13 protein-coding genes are annotated in these 16,098 nt (G+C 40.4%); 9 read left to right on the top strand and 4 right to left on the bottom strand.

Features of this window, described 5'->3' with window-relative positions:
* The first annotated feature begins 174 nt into the window (after positions 1–174).
* From hemP to H3299_RS04495, 6 genes are all read left to right on the top strand, one after another.
* Positions 175–372, top strand: a complete 198-nt coding sequence (hemP, locus tag H3299_RS04520) for a hemin uptake protein HemP (RefSeq protein ID WP_246708140.1) — start codon at positions 175–177, stop codon at positions 370–372.
* Positions 373–381: 9 nt separating this feature from the next.
* Entirely contained in the window at positions 382–1,443 is a 1,062-nt protein-coding gene (locus tag H3299_RS04515) for a hemin-degrading factor (protein ID WP_182419114.1), read from the top strand.
* Positions 1,444–1,593: 150 nt separating this feature from the next.
* Complete coding sequence (locus H3299_RS04510) at positions 1,594–2,505, top strand: hemin ABC transporter substrate-binding protein (RefSeq protein ID WP_182419113.1); 912 nt, start codon at positions 1,594–1,596, stop codon at positions 2,503–2,505.
* 8 nt (positions 2,506–2,513) lie between these two features.
* Positions 2,514–3,620, top strand: a complete 1,107-nt coding sequence (locus tag H3299_RS04505) for an iron ABC transporter permease (protein WP_182419112.1) — start codon at positions 2,514–2,516, stop codon at positions 3,618–3,620.
* The gene (locus H3299_RS04500) at positions 3,620–4,408 is read left to right on the top strand and encodes a heme ABC transporter ATP-binding protein (protein WP_182419642.1); all 789 of its coding nucleotides are present in this window, start codon (positions 3,620–3,622) and stop codon (positions 4,406–4,408) included. The genes H3299_RS04505 and H3299_RS04500 overlap by 1 nt, the downstream gene beginning before the upstream one ends.
* A gap of 170 nt (positions 4,409–4,578) precedes the next feature.
* On the top strand, positions 4,579–5,562 hold the full coding sequence (locus tag H3299_RS04495; protein ID WP_182419111.1) for a TerC family protein: 984 nt from the start codon (positions 4,579–4,581) through the stop codon (positions 5,560–5,562).
* A gap of 73 nt (positions 5,563–5,635) precedes the next feature.
* Here H3299_RS04495 and H3299_RS04490 read toward each other — a convergent pair whose 3' ends face one another.
* The 3 genes from H3299_RS04490 to H3299_RS04480 all read right to left on the bottom strand — a co-directional run bounded on the left by H3299_RS04490 (position 5,636) and on the right by H3299_RS04480 (position 8,258).
* Positions 5,636–6,532 carry an ankyrin repeat domain-containing protein gene (locus tag H3299_RS04490; RefSeq protein ID WP_182419110.1) on the bottom strand — a complete coding sequence of 299 codons (897 nt, stop codon included), beginning with the start codon at positions 6,530–6,532 and terminating at the stop codon, positions 5,636–5,638.
* Between the two features lie 140 nt (positions 6,533–6,672).
* On the bottom strand, positions 6,673–7,587 hold the full coding sequence (gene hemF / locus H3299_RS04485; RefSeq protein ID WP_182419109.1) for an oxygen-dependent coproporphyrinogen oxidase: 915 nt from the start codon (positions 7,585–7,587) through the stop codon (positions 6,673–6,675).
* Positions 7,588–7,796: 209 nt separating this feature from the next.
* Positions 7,797–8,258 carry a tRNA (cytidine(34)-2'-O)-methyltransferase gene (locus H3299_RS04480; RefSeq protein ID WP_182419108.1) on the bottom strand — a complete coding sequence of 154 codons (462 nt, stop codon included), beginning with the start codon at positions 8,256–8,258 and terminating at the stop codon, positions 7,797–7,799.
* A 334-nt stretch (positions 8,259–8,592) separates the two neighbouring features.
* On the opposite strand from H3299_RS04480, the gene H3299_RS04475 reads away from it, so the two are divergent.
* Positions 8,593–10,434 carry an ABC transporter ATP-binding protein gene (locus tag H3299_RS04475; RefSeq protein WP_182419107.1) on the top strand — a complete coding sequence of 614 codons (1,842 nt, stop codon included), beginning with the start codon at positions 8,593–8,595 and terminating at the stop codon, positions 10,432–10,434.
* 204 nt (positions 10,435–10,638) lie between these two features.
* Here the strand turns inward: H3299_RS04475 and msrB are convergent, their stop codons facing one another.
* A complete protein-coding gene (msrB, locus tag H3299_RS04470) occupies positions 10,639–11,067 on the bottom strand; it encodes a peptide-methionine (R)-S-oxide reductase MsrB (protein WP_182419106.1) in 429 nt (142 codons plus the stop codon).
* Positions 11,068–11,437: 370 nt separating this feature from the next.
* Between msrB and H3299_RS04465 the strand changes: the two genes are divergently transcribed.
* Positions 11,438–11,878 (top strand): MucR family transcriptional regulator, encoded by a 441-nt coding sequence (locus tag H3299_RS04465; RefSeq protein WP_182419105.1) that lies wholly within the window; start codon positions 11,438–11,440, stop codon positions 11,876–11,878.
* A gap of 618 nt (positions 11,879–12,496) precedes the next feature.
* A complete protein-coding gene (gene dnaE / locus H3299_RS04460; RefSeq protein WP_246708139.1) occupies positions 12,497–15,982 on the top strand; it encodes a DNA polymerase III subunit alpha in 3,486 nt (1,161 codons plus the stop codon).
* The last annotated feature ends 116 nt before the right edge of the window (positions 15,983–16,098 follow it).

Raw genomic sequence — 16,098 nt, 5'->3', positions numbered from 1 at the left:
ACAACTTTGTTAATTTGGCGTGCTAAGTAATTGATAGTTAAAAAAATTCGTTTATTGCGTCTTCTAGACTATTACAATTTATCTTGTCTAACTAAGTTTAACAAAGCAAAAAATACCAACCCTTAATGCGCTTTTCCCTTTTATAGCGCGGCTCTTAAAAAACGGAGAAATAAAATGGGAATGATCATGGGAGATGCGGTAAAAAATAAGTTAGCAGATGATGCAGATCTGTCTACTGCGACATTGCTTACACCGCCAATCATAGATAGCGCTCAACTTTTTAAAAATAGTCGTGAAGTTATTATCATTCACGAAAATACCACCTATCGCTTAAAGAAAACGCGCTTTGGCAAGCTAATATTAAACAAATAGGAATTTTCCATGTTGAACGCAAAAGCACAAGACATCATCACCAAACATAAAGCCGCAGTCGCTGAAAGTGGCGTCAAACTGCGCGAACGCGATTTTGTGAAGTCTATCGGCATCACTGAAGCTGAACTCATTTGCGCCTATGCCTGTAATAGTGAAGCCCGCCAATTAAAGGTAGATATTGCTGATCTTTTAGAAAAAGCTAAAACTTTTGGTAAAGTCTTATGCATCGTACGCAACGATTCAGCCGTACATGAAATGCGCGGACATTTTGAAAAAACCTTTTATGGTGAGGGGGCATCGCTCACATTAGGCGAAATTGACTTGCGCATTTTCAATAAAAACTGGGCTTTTGCGTTTGAAAAGCAAGTCGAGATCATGGGCAAAAAATATAATAGCATCCAATATTTTGACAAGTTTGGTACTGCTGTATTTAAGATTTATGAACATGAAGGCACCGATCATGAAGCATGGAAAGCTTTTGCTGACCAAAATTCACTTGGCACACCAACCGACATGATTAGCGTTGAGCCTTTTACGAAAGAAGCAGCAAAGCGTGAAGGCGATGTTGATATTGAAGAATTCCGTCGCCGCTGGAGTGAAATGAAAGATGTGCATCAATTGCATAATATTTTAAAAGATATGCAAGTTGAGCGCCATGAAGCAAACCATATTGTTGGCGATCGTTTTGCTTACGAATTGGATAAAAGTGCGATCAAAACCATGCTTGATAAATCTCATGAACAAGATTTACCAATTATGTGCTTTGTTGGTAATCGTGGTTGCATTCAAATCTTCACCGGTAAAATTGGCCCAGTCAAACCTTATGGTGAATGGACCAATATTATGGATGAGCAATTCCACCTCCATTTATTGGAACCTAATGTTGAAAAAATTTGGGCTGTAAAAAAGCCAACCAAAGACGGCGAAATCACCTCTATGGAAGTGTTTGATAAGGATAATAATCTTATCATTCAATTCTTTGGCAAACGTCAAGAAGGCGAAAAAGAACTAAGCGCATGGAGCGACCTGATGGCATCCCTACCACGCTTAGAGCAAAGCGCAGTTGCCTAAACATACATAATACGGTTTAGAGGAAAATTACCTATAAATTTTCCTCTAAGTAAAATCAGTTTGTATAGCGAATATTATTGCCCTTCATCATGCAGCTGAACCAAATTTAACTATCAAAAATATCATCAACATTAATCACAGGATAACACGATGTTTTATAAAACTATCAAAAAGCCATTTTCTCTTTGGCAAAAGATACTTATCCAAACAACTCTTATTCTGTGCTTATTTTCGGTTAGCCATACCGCACAAAGCGCGGAAACCGAAGTTTTACCGAAAGACTCCAAAATTATCGTCATTGGCGGCGCATTAACTGAGATTGTTTATGCACTTGACGCACAAGATAGGATCATTGGCCGCGATATGACCAGCATCTATCCCGAAGCTGCCAAAGCTTTACCAGATATTGGCTATATGCGCGCCCTTTCAGCTGAAAGCATTTTATCGCTGGCACCAAAGGGTATTTTGCTGGTTGAAGGTAGCGGCCCAAAGCCTACAATTGATATTTTAGAAAAAGCGTCGGTGCCAATGGTTGTTGTGCCAGAAAGCTTTAGCCGAGATGGTGTTATCACCAAAGTGCGCAGTGTTGGTAAAGCCCTAATGCTTGAAGACAAAGCCGATGAGCTTATTACCAAACTTAATGAAGATTTTAATAAAACCGATGAGTTGACGAATAAGGTTACAGAAAAGAAAAAAATTCTCTTTGTACTTTCCGTACAAAATGGTCGCGTTATGGCGGCTGGTAGCAATACGGCAGCTGATGGCATCATTAAGCTTGCAGGTGCAGAAAACGCAATCACTGGATTTGATGGCTATAAACTCTTAAACGATGAAGCATTGCTAGCTGCAAAACCTGATATGATCTTGTCGATGTCACCATTTCCAGGCCGCCCTGTTACCACCCAACTTACCGATTTGCCGGCCGTTCTTGCAACTCCTGCAGCTAAAAATAATATGATTAAAGACATGGATGGGCTTTATTTGCTTGGCTTTGGCCCACGTACGGCCGCAGCAGCACGTGATGTTGCAGAATTGCTTTATGGCCAAAATCAATCGAAATAGGAAAAATAATGTCTTTGTCGAGCCACACTGCGCCTGTGCCAAAGAGCGAAACTCTTTCGGCAATGCGAAAAGGTGACAGAAGTCTTCGTGGTCAATTAGTATTAATTGCCCTTATTCCAATTTTCATTGCTAGCGTGCTTTGCGGCCTTTTATTAGGGCAAACAGATGTTTCATTGCTAAGGTTGATTAGCCATTATTTTAGTACCGAAAATTTTGAACAAGTGCAAGCAACACAAGATTATCTGGTACTGATCGATATTCGCTTACCAAGGGTTATTCTTGGCGTATTTGTTGGTAGTGCCCTTGCTGTTTGCGGCGTTTTAATGCAAGGCTTATTTCGCAACCCATTGGCAGACCCTGGCATTGTTGGCGTATCAGCAGGTGCTGGCTTTGGTGCGGTGATATTCATCGTATTAGGTCACATTATTCCAATAAGTATCAGCCCAATCATAGGCTCCTTTGGCATTGTTTTTAGTGCTTTTCTATGTAGTTTAATTATAACCTTATTACTTTATTCAATCGCCACGCACAATGGAAAGACATCTATTGCAACCATGCTTTTGGCAGGCATTGCCATTGCTGCGCTTATTGGTGCAATTATTGGCGTATTGGTCTTTAAAGCAAGTGATCAACAATTGCGTGACATTACCTTTTGGAGCCTAGGCTCTCTGGTAGGTACAACCATGCAAAAAGTAATCATTGCAGCACCATTTATTGTTCTTGGCCTATGCATAGCGCCATTTTTAGCTAATGGCTTAAATGCCTTGGCACTTGGTGAGGCCGTGGCAGGCCATTTAGGGTTTCCAGTACAAAGACTTAAAAACATTTCAATTGTTTTGGTGGCCTTAATGTGTGGTGCGGCAGTCGCGGTAAGTGGTGGCATTGGTTTTGTTGGTATTGTTATACCCCATATATTACGGCTAATTATCGGCCCCAACCATCGCTATCTTATTCCATGCTCCGCACTTCTTGGCGCTTGCCTTGTTATCTTTGCCGATTATATTGCCCGCATAGTGGTTTATCCGGCCGAATTGCCCATTGGCATAATAACAGCGCTTCTTGGTGCTCCCTTCTTTCTTTGGATTTTGCTGCGCCAACGCGGGATGATGTTATGATGATAAAAGTTGAAAACCTTAGCGTCAATCGCGGCAAAAAAACCATCATTGAAGACTTAGCTATTAATATTAAAGCGGGTGAATTAACTGTTATTATCGGTCCAAATGGTTCTGGCAAAACAACTTTACTCAGCGCACTTTGCGGAGAATTACAATATAGCGGTGATATTTACATCAATGGACAAAATACACGTCATATAAAAGCATGGCAACTTGCTTGCCAACGCGCTGTTTTGCCTCAAGCCAGTACCATGTCTTTTCCGTTTTTAGTGCGTGAAGTGGTGGCAATTGGCCTATCAGCAGGCAATGGCCGCTTATTAGCTAGTGATGACGAATTAATTTATGCCGCTTTAAGTAAAGTGGACTTAGTTGATTACCATGCAAAATTTTACCAAGAGCTTTCAGGTGGTGAACAAGCACGCGTTCAGCTTGCCCGTGTTTTATGCCAAATTTGGCAGCCCGAATATGAAGGCAAGCCTTGCTGGCTAATGCTTGATGAACCAGTTGCCGCCCTTGATATAGAACATCAATTAACGGTTATGAATATCGCCAAAGATTTTGTGAAACAAGGCGGTGGGGTCATTGCTATTTTGCATGACTTGAACCTTGCAGCCCGCTATGCTGATCATCTTATTTTAATGCAAAAAGGTAAGATTGCTGCCAAAGGCATACCGCAAGAGGTTATCACCGCGGCAAATCTACAAAATATTTATAATTGCTATCTACCGGTCAATGCCCTGCCCCCAGCCCATGTGCCATTCATTCTACCGCAAGCTGATATGGTTTAATTTTTTTGAGCCTCGCCCTTGAATTAAGTAAAAGGCGGCCTTATCTTGTTTGCATGGGCCGGGCCCCTCTGGTAGTTTAATTTGAAAAACTGCGATGTCGGACCACTTCGAGTTATCTTGAGGTCCGCCCGCTATTGTCTGTGGATCTCTTCCAATTAATTGAGGTCTTTATGGACATGTTTTTTATGCCTTTTCTAGGCACCCCAATTTGGCTTTGGCTATTTTTCCTTGTCATTGTTTTATTTCTTCTTGTGCTAGATCTTGGTCTTTTTAACCGTGGTGACCATGAAATTGAAATCGGTAAAAGTTTAAAATTATCCGCCTTTTATATCAGTCTTGGTATTGCCTTTTCTGGTATTGTTTATTGGCAAATGGGCGCTACCGAAACAGCGCAATATTTAACCGCCTTTGTCGTTGAAAAAACCTTGTCGCTTGACAATATTTTTGTCATTGCGCTTATTTTCTCCATGCTGGCTATTCCTCGCCAATATCAACACCGCGTTTTATTCTGGGGTGTTTTAGGCGTTATCATATTGCGCGGTTTAATGATCGGCTTTGGCTCCGCTATCGTAGCCAATTATCATTTCGTTCTTTATCTCTTTGCAGCATTTCTTATCTTTACGGGTATTAAGATGCTTTTTGCCAAAGATGAAGCGGAGCCTGATATGAGCCGTAATCCTGTATTGCGCTTTGCGCGCAAATATTTGCGCGTTACGGATGATCTTCATGGCAATAAGTTTTTTGTTAAACAGCCACAGAACGGCAAATTATTGCGTTTTGCAACACCGCTTTTCCTTGCACTCATAATGGTAGAATTTACCGATATTATTTTTGCAGTAGATTCAGTACCAGCAGTATTTACCATCACAACTGACCCATTTATTGTTTATACGTCGAATATTTTTGCGATATTAGGTCTTCGTGCGTTGTTTTTTGCGTTGGCCGCTGTGTTACACCGCTTTGCCTATTTGAAATATGCACTTTCAGTATTGCTTATTTTCATTGGCAGTAAAATGTTTATTGCGGACCTCATGAATTGGGATAAATTCCCCGCGATTTGGTCGTTAATTATTACTTTTGGTATTTTAACAATTGGTGTTGTTGTATCACTGTTGAAAACAAAAAATAATAACCACCATTCAACACATGATTAAAACGTAATCCCTCTTTATTAAAATAATCAGCCTAAAATTATTCATTAATTTGGGCTGATTAGCTAAAAAGCTATCATTTACATAACACCTCATCACTTGTTTCACCAATGGTTGTCCATGGAATCGGACCGTTAAATATATATTTTGTTGAAACATTATCCTTAAAATTAGGATGTCTTTTTAATATAAACATCGCTAATTTTCTTTGATTTGTTTCACGCTGTAAATCAGTCGCACCCAATGGCTTCAAATAAGTAATAATTTTTCGAACCTGCTCTTCTGTTGCATGATCATATGCACCATTGCAGATAATATCTTTGAGTAACTGATTACTTTCATCATCTCGACGAATTGCCAACATTGTTGGCCCAGTAAGTCCTGTCCCTTCCATTTTAAAAGGGTCGGCTCCAGCCTCGATTAGCATGCGTGCACCTTTAATATTACGCATTAATATTGCACTTACCAATAAATGCGTTTTTGAGGTAGATGGTAATTCATGGTTTGGATCACCGCCATTTTTTAAATATATCCGCATCAGTTCGGTGCGAAATCTCATGGTATCTTCATAGCTGCCGGGCGTGTTCATATCGGTGATATAGAATGTAAAATCATGCACCGATTTTTGAGATGGTTTATCAACCATATAGGGATCAGCCCCCGCTTGCAGTAAAATATCAATAGCTTGTAAATTATAGTGCCGAGCGGCAAAAAATAACAAAGTGATCTCAGTGTCATAACGCGCGTTAAGCGCTCCTTCTGGTAATGCTTTTACTTCTGCAAGGGTGATATCTTGCTTGCGTTCAATTTTTTGAGCAAGCGTAAAAACACTTCTTGGAGCCTTATCAAAATAACTATGGGAGGACGGGGTGTCTTTTGCGCCAGCCTCAACCAAATTTTGAGCGGATAACCAACCAATCAAACAATAATGCGCAACAAAAAATGTGACGAACAGACCAAGGATTTTTTTCATTGAAATCCCCCTTTCGATCTATAGACGATAGACCCAAAATGCACACAGCGAAATAGTTAAAACCTTATCACCAAATAAAAACACCACCCAAATATTGTAATTTGGGCAGCGCATCTAATTTTTGATAAACTATAAAAACCTTAAGGCCAGCGCACGGCAGGCGGTAAAGAGGAAAGAATAGCATCAACATTGCCACCGGTTTTTAAACCAAAAAGCGTTCCGCGATCATAAAGTAGATTAAATTCGGCATAACGACCACGTTGAATAAGCTGCTCTTCGCGCTGTTCCTCTGTCCATGGTTTGTTAAAATTTTGCCTTACAATATAGGGATATACAACTGCAAAAGCGCGACCAATATCACGAGTAAAATCCAAATCGGCATCAAAGCCGCCCTGCTCTTCACTAGAGTGCAGCCAATCATAAAAAACACCGCCAATACCACGCGGTTCTTGGCGATGTTTTAAATAAAAATAATCATCGCACCATTTTTTAAGCTTGTCATAATCAGCAACATCCTTGTGCTTATCACAAACAAAGCGAAATGCTTTATGAAATGCAACGCTGTCGCTATCTTGCTGGGTGCGCCGCTCACTAAGCATTGGGGTTAAATCTGCACCACCACCAAACCACTGGCGCGTTGTTACAATAAGCCGCGTATTCATATGAACAGTTGGTACATGAGGGCTTTGAGGATGGGCGATTAAAGAAATAGCAGAAGACCAATAACGCGGATCTTCCTCGGCGCCGGGTATTGCCTTGCGCAATTCTGGTTCAATCTCGCCAAATACTGTCGAGGTCATAATCGCCGCTTTTTCAAAAACGCGCCCATGAAGAACAGATCTTACACCACCACCTTGCAAACCACCTTGCTTTTGCCAAGGGATACGCTCAAATTTTGCAGGCAAATATTCACTTAACGGCCCTTCAAGATCACGCTCAATCTGTTCAAAACTTAAGCAAATACGGTCGCGCAAATCTTCAAACCATTTTGAAACCTGAGTTTTTTTCTCATCAATATCTGCCGGTATATCACTTGGAATCAATGGCATTTTCATAAGCGTTCTCTTAACAATTGGTTAAATTGATGGTGCTTAGCAATTGTTCTATGTCTAACCGCGAACTGCAATGCTTCATACAAGCTTTACACAGCTTTATATGCAGATTGCCTTAGTAAGCTAGAAACTTATTAACTTATATTACGTTTTCCTATCAACAACGGAGTTTCACAAAACATAAAACCTGCCAATAAGATCTAATTCAATGCTTAATCTGTTAACAAAATTTGCCGCTTAGCTTCGCCTGCGGCCATAGCAACGCTCAAAGCCAAATTAAGCGAGCGTGCTTTAGGGCTCATTGGAATCGTAACTCTTTCAAATGCAAAATTATGGACATCTTCAGGAACGCCTGCGGATTCACGTCCAAAAAGCAAGCAATCATTAGCTTTAAACGAAAAATCATAATAAGCTTTATCAGAATGAGTGGTGAATAGAATAATGCGTCGTTTTTCCTCTGCCATTAATCTAGTAAATTCCTGCCAATCTTGATGGCGGCGTAAATGGGCTAACTCCACATAATCCATGCCCGCTCTTTTTAAATTACGGTCAGAAATATCAAACCCCGCAGGTTCAATAATATTGATACCTATATCAAGACATGCACCAAGGCGAATGATAGTGCCAGTATTACCAGGGATATCGGGTTGGTATAAAGCGAGCTGTAACGTCATTGAATAAAAAACCATAGAAAATGAGAATATGATATAAGGCATTAAACGGATTTAGACAAAAAGTTCAACATAATTTACTTTTTGCATGCATCCCATTACCCAAACTATCTATATTCAGCTTTAAACGCCTAAAGGCCATGTTGTTAAGTTTTTAAAACTCGGCTTGTTGTAATAAACTGCTTACGATATAATCATTTCAATTAATTGTTATATTGATGGAATTTAGCCTTTAATGGCAATTGTAATTCCCTATATCCTTAGCACCTATAAATAAAAACAGTGCAAAACTACTATTTATAACGGTAATTTGTGACCCGTTAAAAGGAGATAATACATGTTTGGATGGTTTGAGCGCAGGCTTGATGCTTTTCCTGCCGATCCACCAACAATGCCACCACGCGGCCTTGTTGCATTTTGCATTCATTATACAAAGGGCGTTTGGGGATGGCTTGCTTTAATGGCGGTGTTTACCGCGCTAATAGCTATAATGGAAGTTTCACTATTTGGATTTTTAGGCAATATTGTTAATTGGTTGTCATCGGAAAGCCCTCAAACATTTCTTGCCAACCAATCGGGCAAGCTAGGTTTTATTGCTTTTATTGTATTGGTGCTATTGCCGGTAACGGTTGGTATCCATTCCTTAATTATGCATCAGACTTTGCTTGGCAATTATCCGATGCGTATTCGTTGGCTTATTCATCGCTATTTATTAGGCCAATCAATTAGTTATTTCCAAAATGAATTTTCTGGACGGATTTCCGCAAAGGTTATGCAAACTGCATTATCAGTGCGTGAAACCATCATGAAACTATTTGATGTATTAAATTATGTCATTGTTTATTTTATCGGTACGTTAATTCTTGCCGCAAGTGCCGATTGGCGGTTAATGCTGCCTTTTATTGGTTGGTTATTAACCTATATCGCAATTCTTAGTTTTTTCATTCCAAAATTGCGCCGCGCTTCAGAAGCACAGGCAGACGCGCGTTCTCTGATGACGGGGCGCGTTGTTGATACCTATACCAATATAGCCACAGTCAAACTTTTTTCCCATGATCAACGCGAAGAAACCCATGCGCGTGATGCATTTGTTGGCTTTCAAACAACTGTTCATAAACAGATGCGACTTATTTCGTTGGTTTCCTTTGGCGTTTATGCAAGTAATTGCCTACTTCTTTTTGTTGTTGGCGCATTAGGACTGTATCTTTGGGTTAACGGCGCAGTAATGGTTGGCGCTGTTGCTGTCGCCATTGGTCTTGTATTGCGTCTTAATGGCATGGCACAATGGATTATGTGGGAAATGTCGGCATTATTTGAAAATATCGGCGTTGTTGCAGATGGCATTAATTCTATTGCCCGCCCACGCCTTATTGAAGATAAGCCTGATGCCAAGCCGCTTATTGTCACCAAAGGTGATATTCGTTTTGAAAATATTGGTTTTCATTATGGCAAAGGTAAAGGTGTTATCAGTAACTTGAACTTGAATATTTTGCCAGGGCAAAAAGTTGGTATTGTTGGCCGTTCTGGTGCGGGTAAATCAACCCTTGTCAATTTACTGTTGCGCTTTTTTGACGTTGAGACCGGTCGCATCCTAATTGACGGGCAAAATATCGCCAATGTCAGCCAAGAATCACTTAGAGCTAATATAGGGATGGTGACGCAAGATACTGCATTGCTCCACCGCTCATTGCGCGAAAACATCATATATGGTCGTCCTGATGCTAGCCATGATGACGTGATAGCTGCGGTAAGTGATGCAGAAGCTGCTGATTTTATCGACCAATTACGCGATCACTCCGGAAATACAGGTTTTGATGCGCAAGTTGGCGAGCGCGGTGCCAGACTTTCTGGTGGCCAACGCCAACGTATAGCCATTGCAAGGGTTATGCTCAAAGATGCACCGATTCTCATTCTTGATGAAGCAACATCGGCTCTCGATTCCGAAGCAGAATTTGCTATTCAAGAAAATTTGATGAGATTGATGGAAGGCAAAACTGTACTTGCAATTGCCCATCGTCTTTCAACCATTGCCGCAATGGACCGCCTAATTATTATGGAAAAAGGTATAATTGTAGAAGATGGAACCCATGAGGAGCTTTTAGCACAAAATGGCATCTACGCAAAACTCTGGTCACGTCAAACCGGTGGTGTTTTAAGCCTAGATGAAGAAGATGAGTAACTTTGTTTTAACAATCTATAAAACTTAAATAGATTATATAAATTAGGCTATCCAAGCAATAATATTTATTAAAATAAATGGTTGGGTGTACATTTATTAAAAAGGTGATTGATCAAAATAATCAATCACCTTTTTATCCTTAAAAAACGCTAACACACCCTTAAACAAAGAAACGTTGCTAATATTAAATATAAAAAAACACTATCAATAAGAATTAATACTTTGTTGATCATAGCTTAACGCGTGACCATTCATACAAAATCTAAGGCCAGTAGGTGGAGGGCCATCAGGAAAAACATGGCCAAGATGTGCGTCACAATCAGCACAACGAATTTCAGTACGCTCCATTCCATAGGAATGATCATCTACACAAATAACTGCATCTTCTCTAATAGGTTGGCTAAAGCTTGGCCAACCTGTACCAGATTCATATTTATCAGATGAATCATACAGAGCATTGCCACAACAAATACAACGGAATATGCCAGGATGCGACGTATCAAAATCTGGACTGGAAAACGCTCGCTCGGTACCATGCTGGCGCGTAATCTGATATTGAATAGGGGTAAGCTGTTCTTGCCACTCTTCATCAGTTTTAATAACTTTTAAGTGTGTATTATTTAATCTATTCACTTTTAATACCCATTGTCGAAATTTTAATTTTAAAATAGAGTAGCTCTACTACAATACAAGTGGAGAACTATATAAATTTCATTTGCAGTTTTTTTAAAATCACATATTTGCGATATAACCTTACATTTTTTTAATAAAAAATATCTGCTTATTTATTATATAAAATATATTGTAATATAATTGAAAGACCGATATCGTTGCCTATATAAAAATTAATAGAATTTAGATATCACATCGATTGACAATTTTATATGTAATGATATTAGCAACACAAATAGCTAAATCCTTGTCAGATAGATTTATATAGGCTTTTTATTAAGCCATATTTTTGTATTTTGACTTGATAAAACAAGACCAAAAGGAAGAACTTATGGAAAGCTCTGATAATAATGAAACTGACCGGGCAATGTTGATCGCATTGACCGCTGATATCGTTGCTGCATATGTAAGCAATAATGATTGCCAAGCAGCTGAATTACCAACAATAATCACCAATGTACATGGTGCGCTATCCAGTATCGATGCAACTAATACTGTTGAAGTCGTTACTGAAAAACCCAAGCCTGCAGTTAATCCAAAGCGCTCTGTTGGTGAAGATTACATTATTTGCCTTGAAGATGGTAAAAAGTTTAAATCATTAAAACGCCATTTGATGACCCATTACGGCTTAACCCCAGAACAATACCGTGAAAAATGGGATCTTGATCCAAATTATCCTATGGTTGCTCCTAATTATGCCATGGCGCGTTCTGAACTCGCAAAAGAAATGGGACTAGGCCGCAAACGTAAAAAGCGGGCAGCTAAGCAATAATATAACTTTAACACCTGCGGGGGAGTTAAGTTATCTTTAATAATTTGATAATTAAAATATAAATTTTACCACCCACAAGGTGATACATAGTCTTTACACTTCATGTGAAAAAATGGCGTTAATGTTTAACTGAGTATATTTACTCTATAAACATCGCCATTTTATTTTTGTCTTTTTATAAATTTATTTGGCACCATCTATTTTACCAAACAATACAATATAAAACATTTCTATTTAAACTAATTTCGCTACCTTTTATTGATCTATCAAAAATTTGAACTCATCGTACAATTGCTTGTTTCAAATATATTTTTTAAACTAAATATTTTTCTCGAAATATTAAAAATCTATATATTTTCTTAAACAGCTCTGCCATTAACTGGCGTTTCACAAAATTTATTATGAAGCTATTTAGTAAAGCCTTGAAGCAAAGCTTAGCTTCTTTAGTCGAGCTCACGAACAATCTGCTAATTGAAGCATATTTTCGGCAAAGAGGGCTTTAAAGTTGTAAATATTATCTTTATATCACCTATCATATGTGTTGATATAAATGCCATATATTCAAGCTATATTCAGCACCACATTCATAAAACCTGAAGCAAAATAGGATCCATACTGGTGAGTGAAACAACAACACAAACGCCTAAATCACTTTCTTATCCTAAGTTTGTCCATTTGCGCGTCCATTCTGCTTTTTCATTGCTTGAAGGAGCGCTTAAAACCGACAAAATCGTTGCTCATGCAGCAAGCGACCATGAAGCGGCAATTGCTATTACTGATACCAATAATCTATTTGGCGCATTGGAATTTACCCAAAAATGTTTTAAGGTGGGTATTCAACCCATTATTGGTTGTCAATTAGCTGTAGATTTTGAAGATGATGCGCGTGATAGCCGCATAGTTAAAATGCGCACCGCTGCAGATTTTCAATCAATGGTATTTCTTGCTGCCAATGATACAGGTTATAATAATCTTGTTGACCTTGTAAGCCGTGCATATCTTGATAAATTGGATACAGATCCACCCCATATTAGAGCGCAATACCTTAATGAAATTGGTGATGGTATTATTGTTTTAACTGGTGGTTTAAATGGGCCTATTGCTGCTGCCTTTAAAGAAGATCGCCCTGACAAGGCTTTGAACCGCATTGAGTTTTTGCAAAAGGCAATTAAAGATCGGCTTTATGTTGAACTTGAACGGCAAGGCGATTATGATCGTGCTCTTGAGGCAAAGCTGGTGGAACTTGCCTATGCACGCGAATTGCCCCTTGTTGCAACCAATGAAGGCTTTTTCTTAAAGCGTGAAGATTATGAAGCCCACGATGCGTTGCTGGCTATTGCCGCTGGCCAAGTGGTGTCTAATGATGATCGCCGCCGCATAACGCCAGATCATTATATGAAAACGCAAGATGAAATGGTTGCGCTTTTTAAAGATCTTCCCGAAGCCATTGAAAATACCGTTGAAATTGCATTACGCTGCCACAGTTTTACCCCAACTAGAAAGCCGATCTTGCCGCGATTTACTGGCCAGTCGGATGACCCTGATGCAGCCCTTGCCGCAGAAGCTGCAGAACTTAGCCGCCAAGCGCGAGAAGGTTTAAAATGGCGACTTGAAACCGCAGGGCTTGCTGATGGCTATAATGTTGAAGACTATGAAAAGCGGTTGGAATATGAAATTGGCATTATTGAACGCATGCAGTTTCCCGGCTATTTTTTGATCGTTGCTGACTTTATCAAATGGGCAAAGAGTAAGGATATTCCCGTAGGACCAGGGCGTGGTTCTGGTGCTGGCTCGCTGGTTGCTTATGCGCTTACCATTACCGATGTTGATCCTTTGCGCTTTTCGCTGCTTTTTGAGCGGTTTTTGAATCCTGACCGCGTATCAATGCCGGACTTTGATATTGATTTTTGTCAGGATCGGCGCGAAGAAGTCATTCGCTATGTGCAGGGTAAATATGGCCGCGAACAAGTTGCGCAGATTATCACCTTTGGAACGCTGCAAGCGCGCGCCGTATTGCGCGATGTGGGGCGTGTGCTTGAAATACCCTATGGGCAGGTTGACCGCTTAAGTAAGCTTGTTCCATCAAATCCTGCTAATCCTGTTTCGCTGTCAAAAGCTATTCAAGATGAGCCAAAATTTGCAGAAGAAGTGCAAAAAGAGCCAGTTGTTGGCCGCTTGCTTGATGTTGCGCAAAAGCTAGAAGGGCTTTATCGCCACGCCTCCACCCATGCGGCCGGTATTGTTATTGGTGACCGCCCCTTGTGGCAATTGGTGCCGATGTATCGTGATCCACGTTCGGATATGCCAGTCACCCAATTTAACATGAAATATGTTGAGCAAGCAGGATTGGTGAAATTTGACTTTTTGGGGTTAAAAACCCTTACAGTCTTACAAACTGCGGTTAAATTTGTTGCGCGAAAAAACATAAAAATAGATCTTTCTCACATTCCCCTTGATGATGCGCTAACCTATGAAATGATGGCGCGCGGTGAAACTGTTGGCGTTTTTCAGGTGGAAAGTGCCGGTATGCGTAAAGCCTTGCTGGGCATGAAGCCGGATAGAATTGAGGATATTATTGCCCTTGTCGCGCTTTATCGCCCGGGACCAATGGAAAATATTCCAACCTATAATGCGCGCAAACATGGCGAAGAAGAAATTGCCTCGATCCATCCGCAAATTGATTATCTTGTGAAAGAAACTCAAGGCGTTATTGTTTACCAAGAACAGGTGATGCAGATTGCGCAGGTTTTATCTGGCTACTCCCTTGGTGAAGCCGATTTGCTCCGCCGCGCTATGGGTAAAAAAATCCGCGAGGAAATGGATAAGCAAAGATCGCGCTTTGTCGATGGCGCGATTGAAAATGGCGTATCTAAACAACAAGCCAATACGATTTTTGATCTTTTGGCAAAATTTGCCGATTATGGTTTCAATAAATCCCACGCTGCCGCCTATGCTATTGTTTCTTATCAAACCGCCTATATGAAGGCGCATTATCCGGTTGAATTTATCGCCGCATCAATGACTTATGATATGAATAATACCGATAAGCTTAACGATTTTCGCCGTGAAGCCGAGCGTTTAGGCATCAAGGTGGTGCAGCCGTCGATCCAGACGTCTTATCGTATTTTTGAAGTGGGTGATAATTGCATTTATTATTCGCTTTCCGCCATTAAAGGCGTAGGTGAGCAGGCGGTTGACCATATTGTTGAAGTACGCGGCAATAAGCCATTTTCTTCCTTGGAAGATTTTTGCGAGCGCGTAGATACCCATATTGTTAATCGCCGCGCCCTTGAAAGCTTGATTAGTGCAGGCGCCCTTGATTGTTTTGGCATTGGCCGCGAAGTTTTGGTGGCAGGCATTGATACTATCCTAGCCCGTTCGCATCGCGTGCTTGAAGATCGTAATAGTGGTCAAATTGATATTTTTGGCCTTGCTGATACCCCAGCTGAAAAGCTCATGTTACCACAAGCAACTCCTTGGCTTAGCGCGCAAAAACTGCACCGCGAATTTCAAGCGGTTGGATTTTATTTATCGGCTCATCCGCTCGATGAATATAAAACCTTCCTTGAAAAAATGCGCGTACAAGATTGGGCAGTATTTTCCAATGCAGTACGTAAAGGGGCTAGTGCTGGCCGCCTTGCTGGAACGGTTGCCACAAAGCAAATTCGCAAAACCCGTACTGGCAACAAAATGGGTATTGTGCAATTTTCAGATTCAACTGGTCAATATGAAGCTATTCTTTTTTCTGAAGGTCTTGCCCAATTTGGTGACATGCTGGAACCGGGGCAATCGGTAGTGATTACTGTTGCTGCGGAAAATCGCCCCGAAGGGGTGAGCCTGCGCATCCAAAGCGTTAATTCTTTAGAAGATGAGGCGGCGCGCCTTCGTAAAATGCTGCGTTTATTTGTGCGTTCTGCCGATGTAGTGGAGCATATCAAAACACAGTTAACCACTATTGGTGATGGTGAAGTTAGCCTTATTTTATTAAAAGATGACGGTGAACGCGAGATTGAAATTTTATTGCCGCGCCGTTACCGCTTAAGCCCGCAAATTGCCGCGGCAATGAAAGCGATCCAAGGTGTTGTGGATGTTGAAATGGTTTAATTGGGCAAAAGTAACGATTATTTAGAGCGTTTTCAAAAAAAGTGTGAAGCGGTTTTCGGACAAAAAACGAAGGTAAACAATGGATTAGAGCGCCGATCTGATCCAATCAGATTGAA

The organism is Bartonella sp. HY038 (assembly GCF_014117425.1).
Taxonomy (GTDB): Bacteria; Pseudomonadota; Alphaproteobacteria; order Rhizobiales; family Rhizobiaceae; genus HY038.
Note: the sequence above shows the minus strand (reverse complement) of the source record. Positions and strands in the feature narration are given on the sequence as shown.

Excerpts from the sequence above, each read along its gene's own strand:
- hemF (WP_182419109.1), bottom strand. The coding sequence starts at position 7,587 with ATGAAAATGCCATTGATTCCAAGTGATATACCGGCAGATATTGATGAG.
- H3299_RS04505 (WP_182419112.1), top strand. The coding sequence starts at position 2,514 with ATGTCTTTGTCGAGCCACACTGCGCCTGTGCCAAAGAGCGAAACTCTT.
- H3299_RS04490 (WP_182419110.1), bottom strand. The coding sequence starts at position 6,532 with ATGAAAAAAATCCTTGGTCTGTTCGTCACATTTTTTGTTGCGCATTAT.
- hemP (WP_246708140.1), top strand. The coding sequence starts at position 175 with ATGGGAATGATCATGGGAGATGCGGTAAAAAATAAGTTAGCAGATGAT.
- H3299_RS04515 (WP_182419114.1), top strand. The coding sequence starts at position 382 with ATGTTGAACGCAAAAGCACAAGACATCATCACCAAACATAAAGCCGCA.
- H3299_RS04500 (WP_182419642.1), top strand. The coding sequence starts at position 3,620 with ATGATAAAAGTTGAAAACCTTAGCGTCAATCGCGGCAAAAAAACCATC.
- H3299_RS04480 (WP_182419108.1), bottom strand. The coding sequence starts at position 8,258 with ATGACGTTACAGCTCGCTTTATACCAACCCGATATCCCTGGTAATACT.
- H3299_RS04475 (WP_182419107.1), top strand. The coding sequence starts at position 8,593 with ATGTTTGGATGGTTTGAGCGCAGGCTTGATGCTTTTCCTGCCGATCCA.
- H3299_RS04510 (WP_182419113.1), top strand. The coding sequence starts at position 1,594 with ATGTTTTATAAAACTATCAAAAAGCCATTTTCTCTTTGGCAAAAGATA.
- H3299_RS04465 (WP_182419105.1), top strand. The coding sequence starts at position 11,438 with ATGGAAAGCTCTGATAATAATGAAACTGACCGGGCAATGTTGATCGCA.
- H3299_RS04495 (WP_182419111.1), top strand. The coding sequence starts at position 4,579 with ATGGACATGTTTTTTATGCCTTTTCTAGGCACCCCAATTTGGCTTTGG.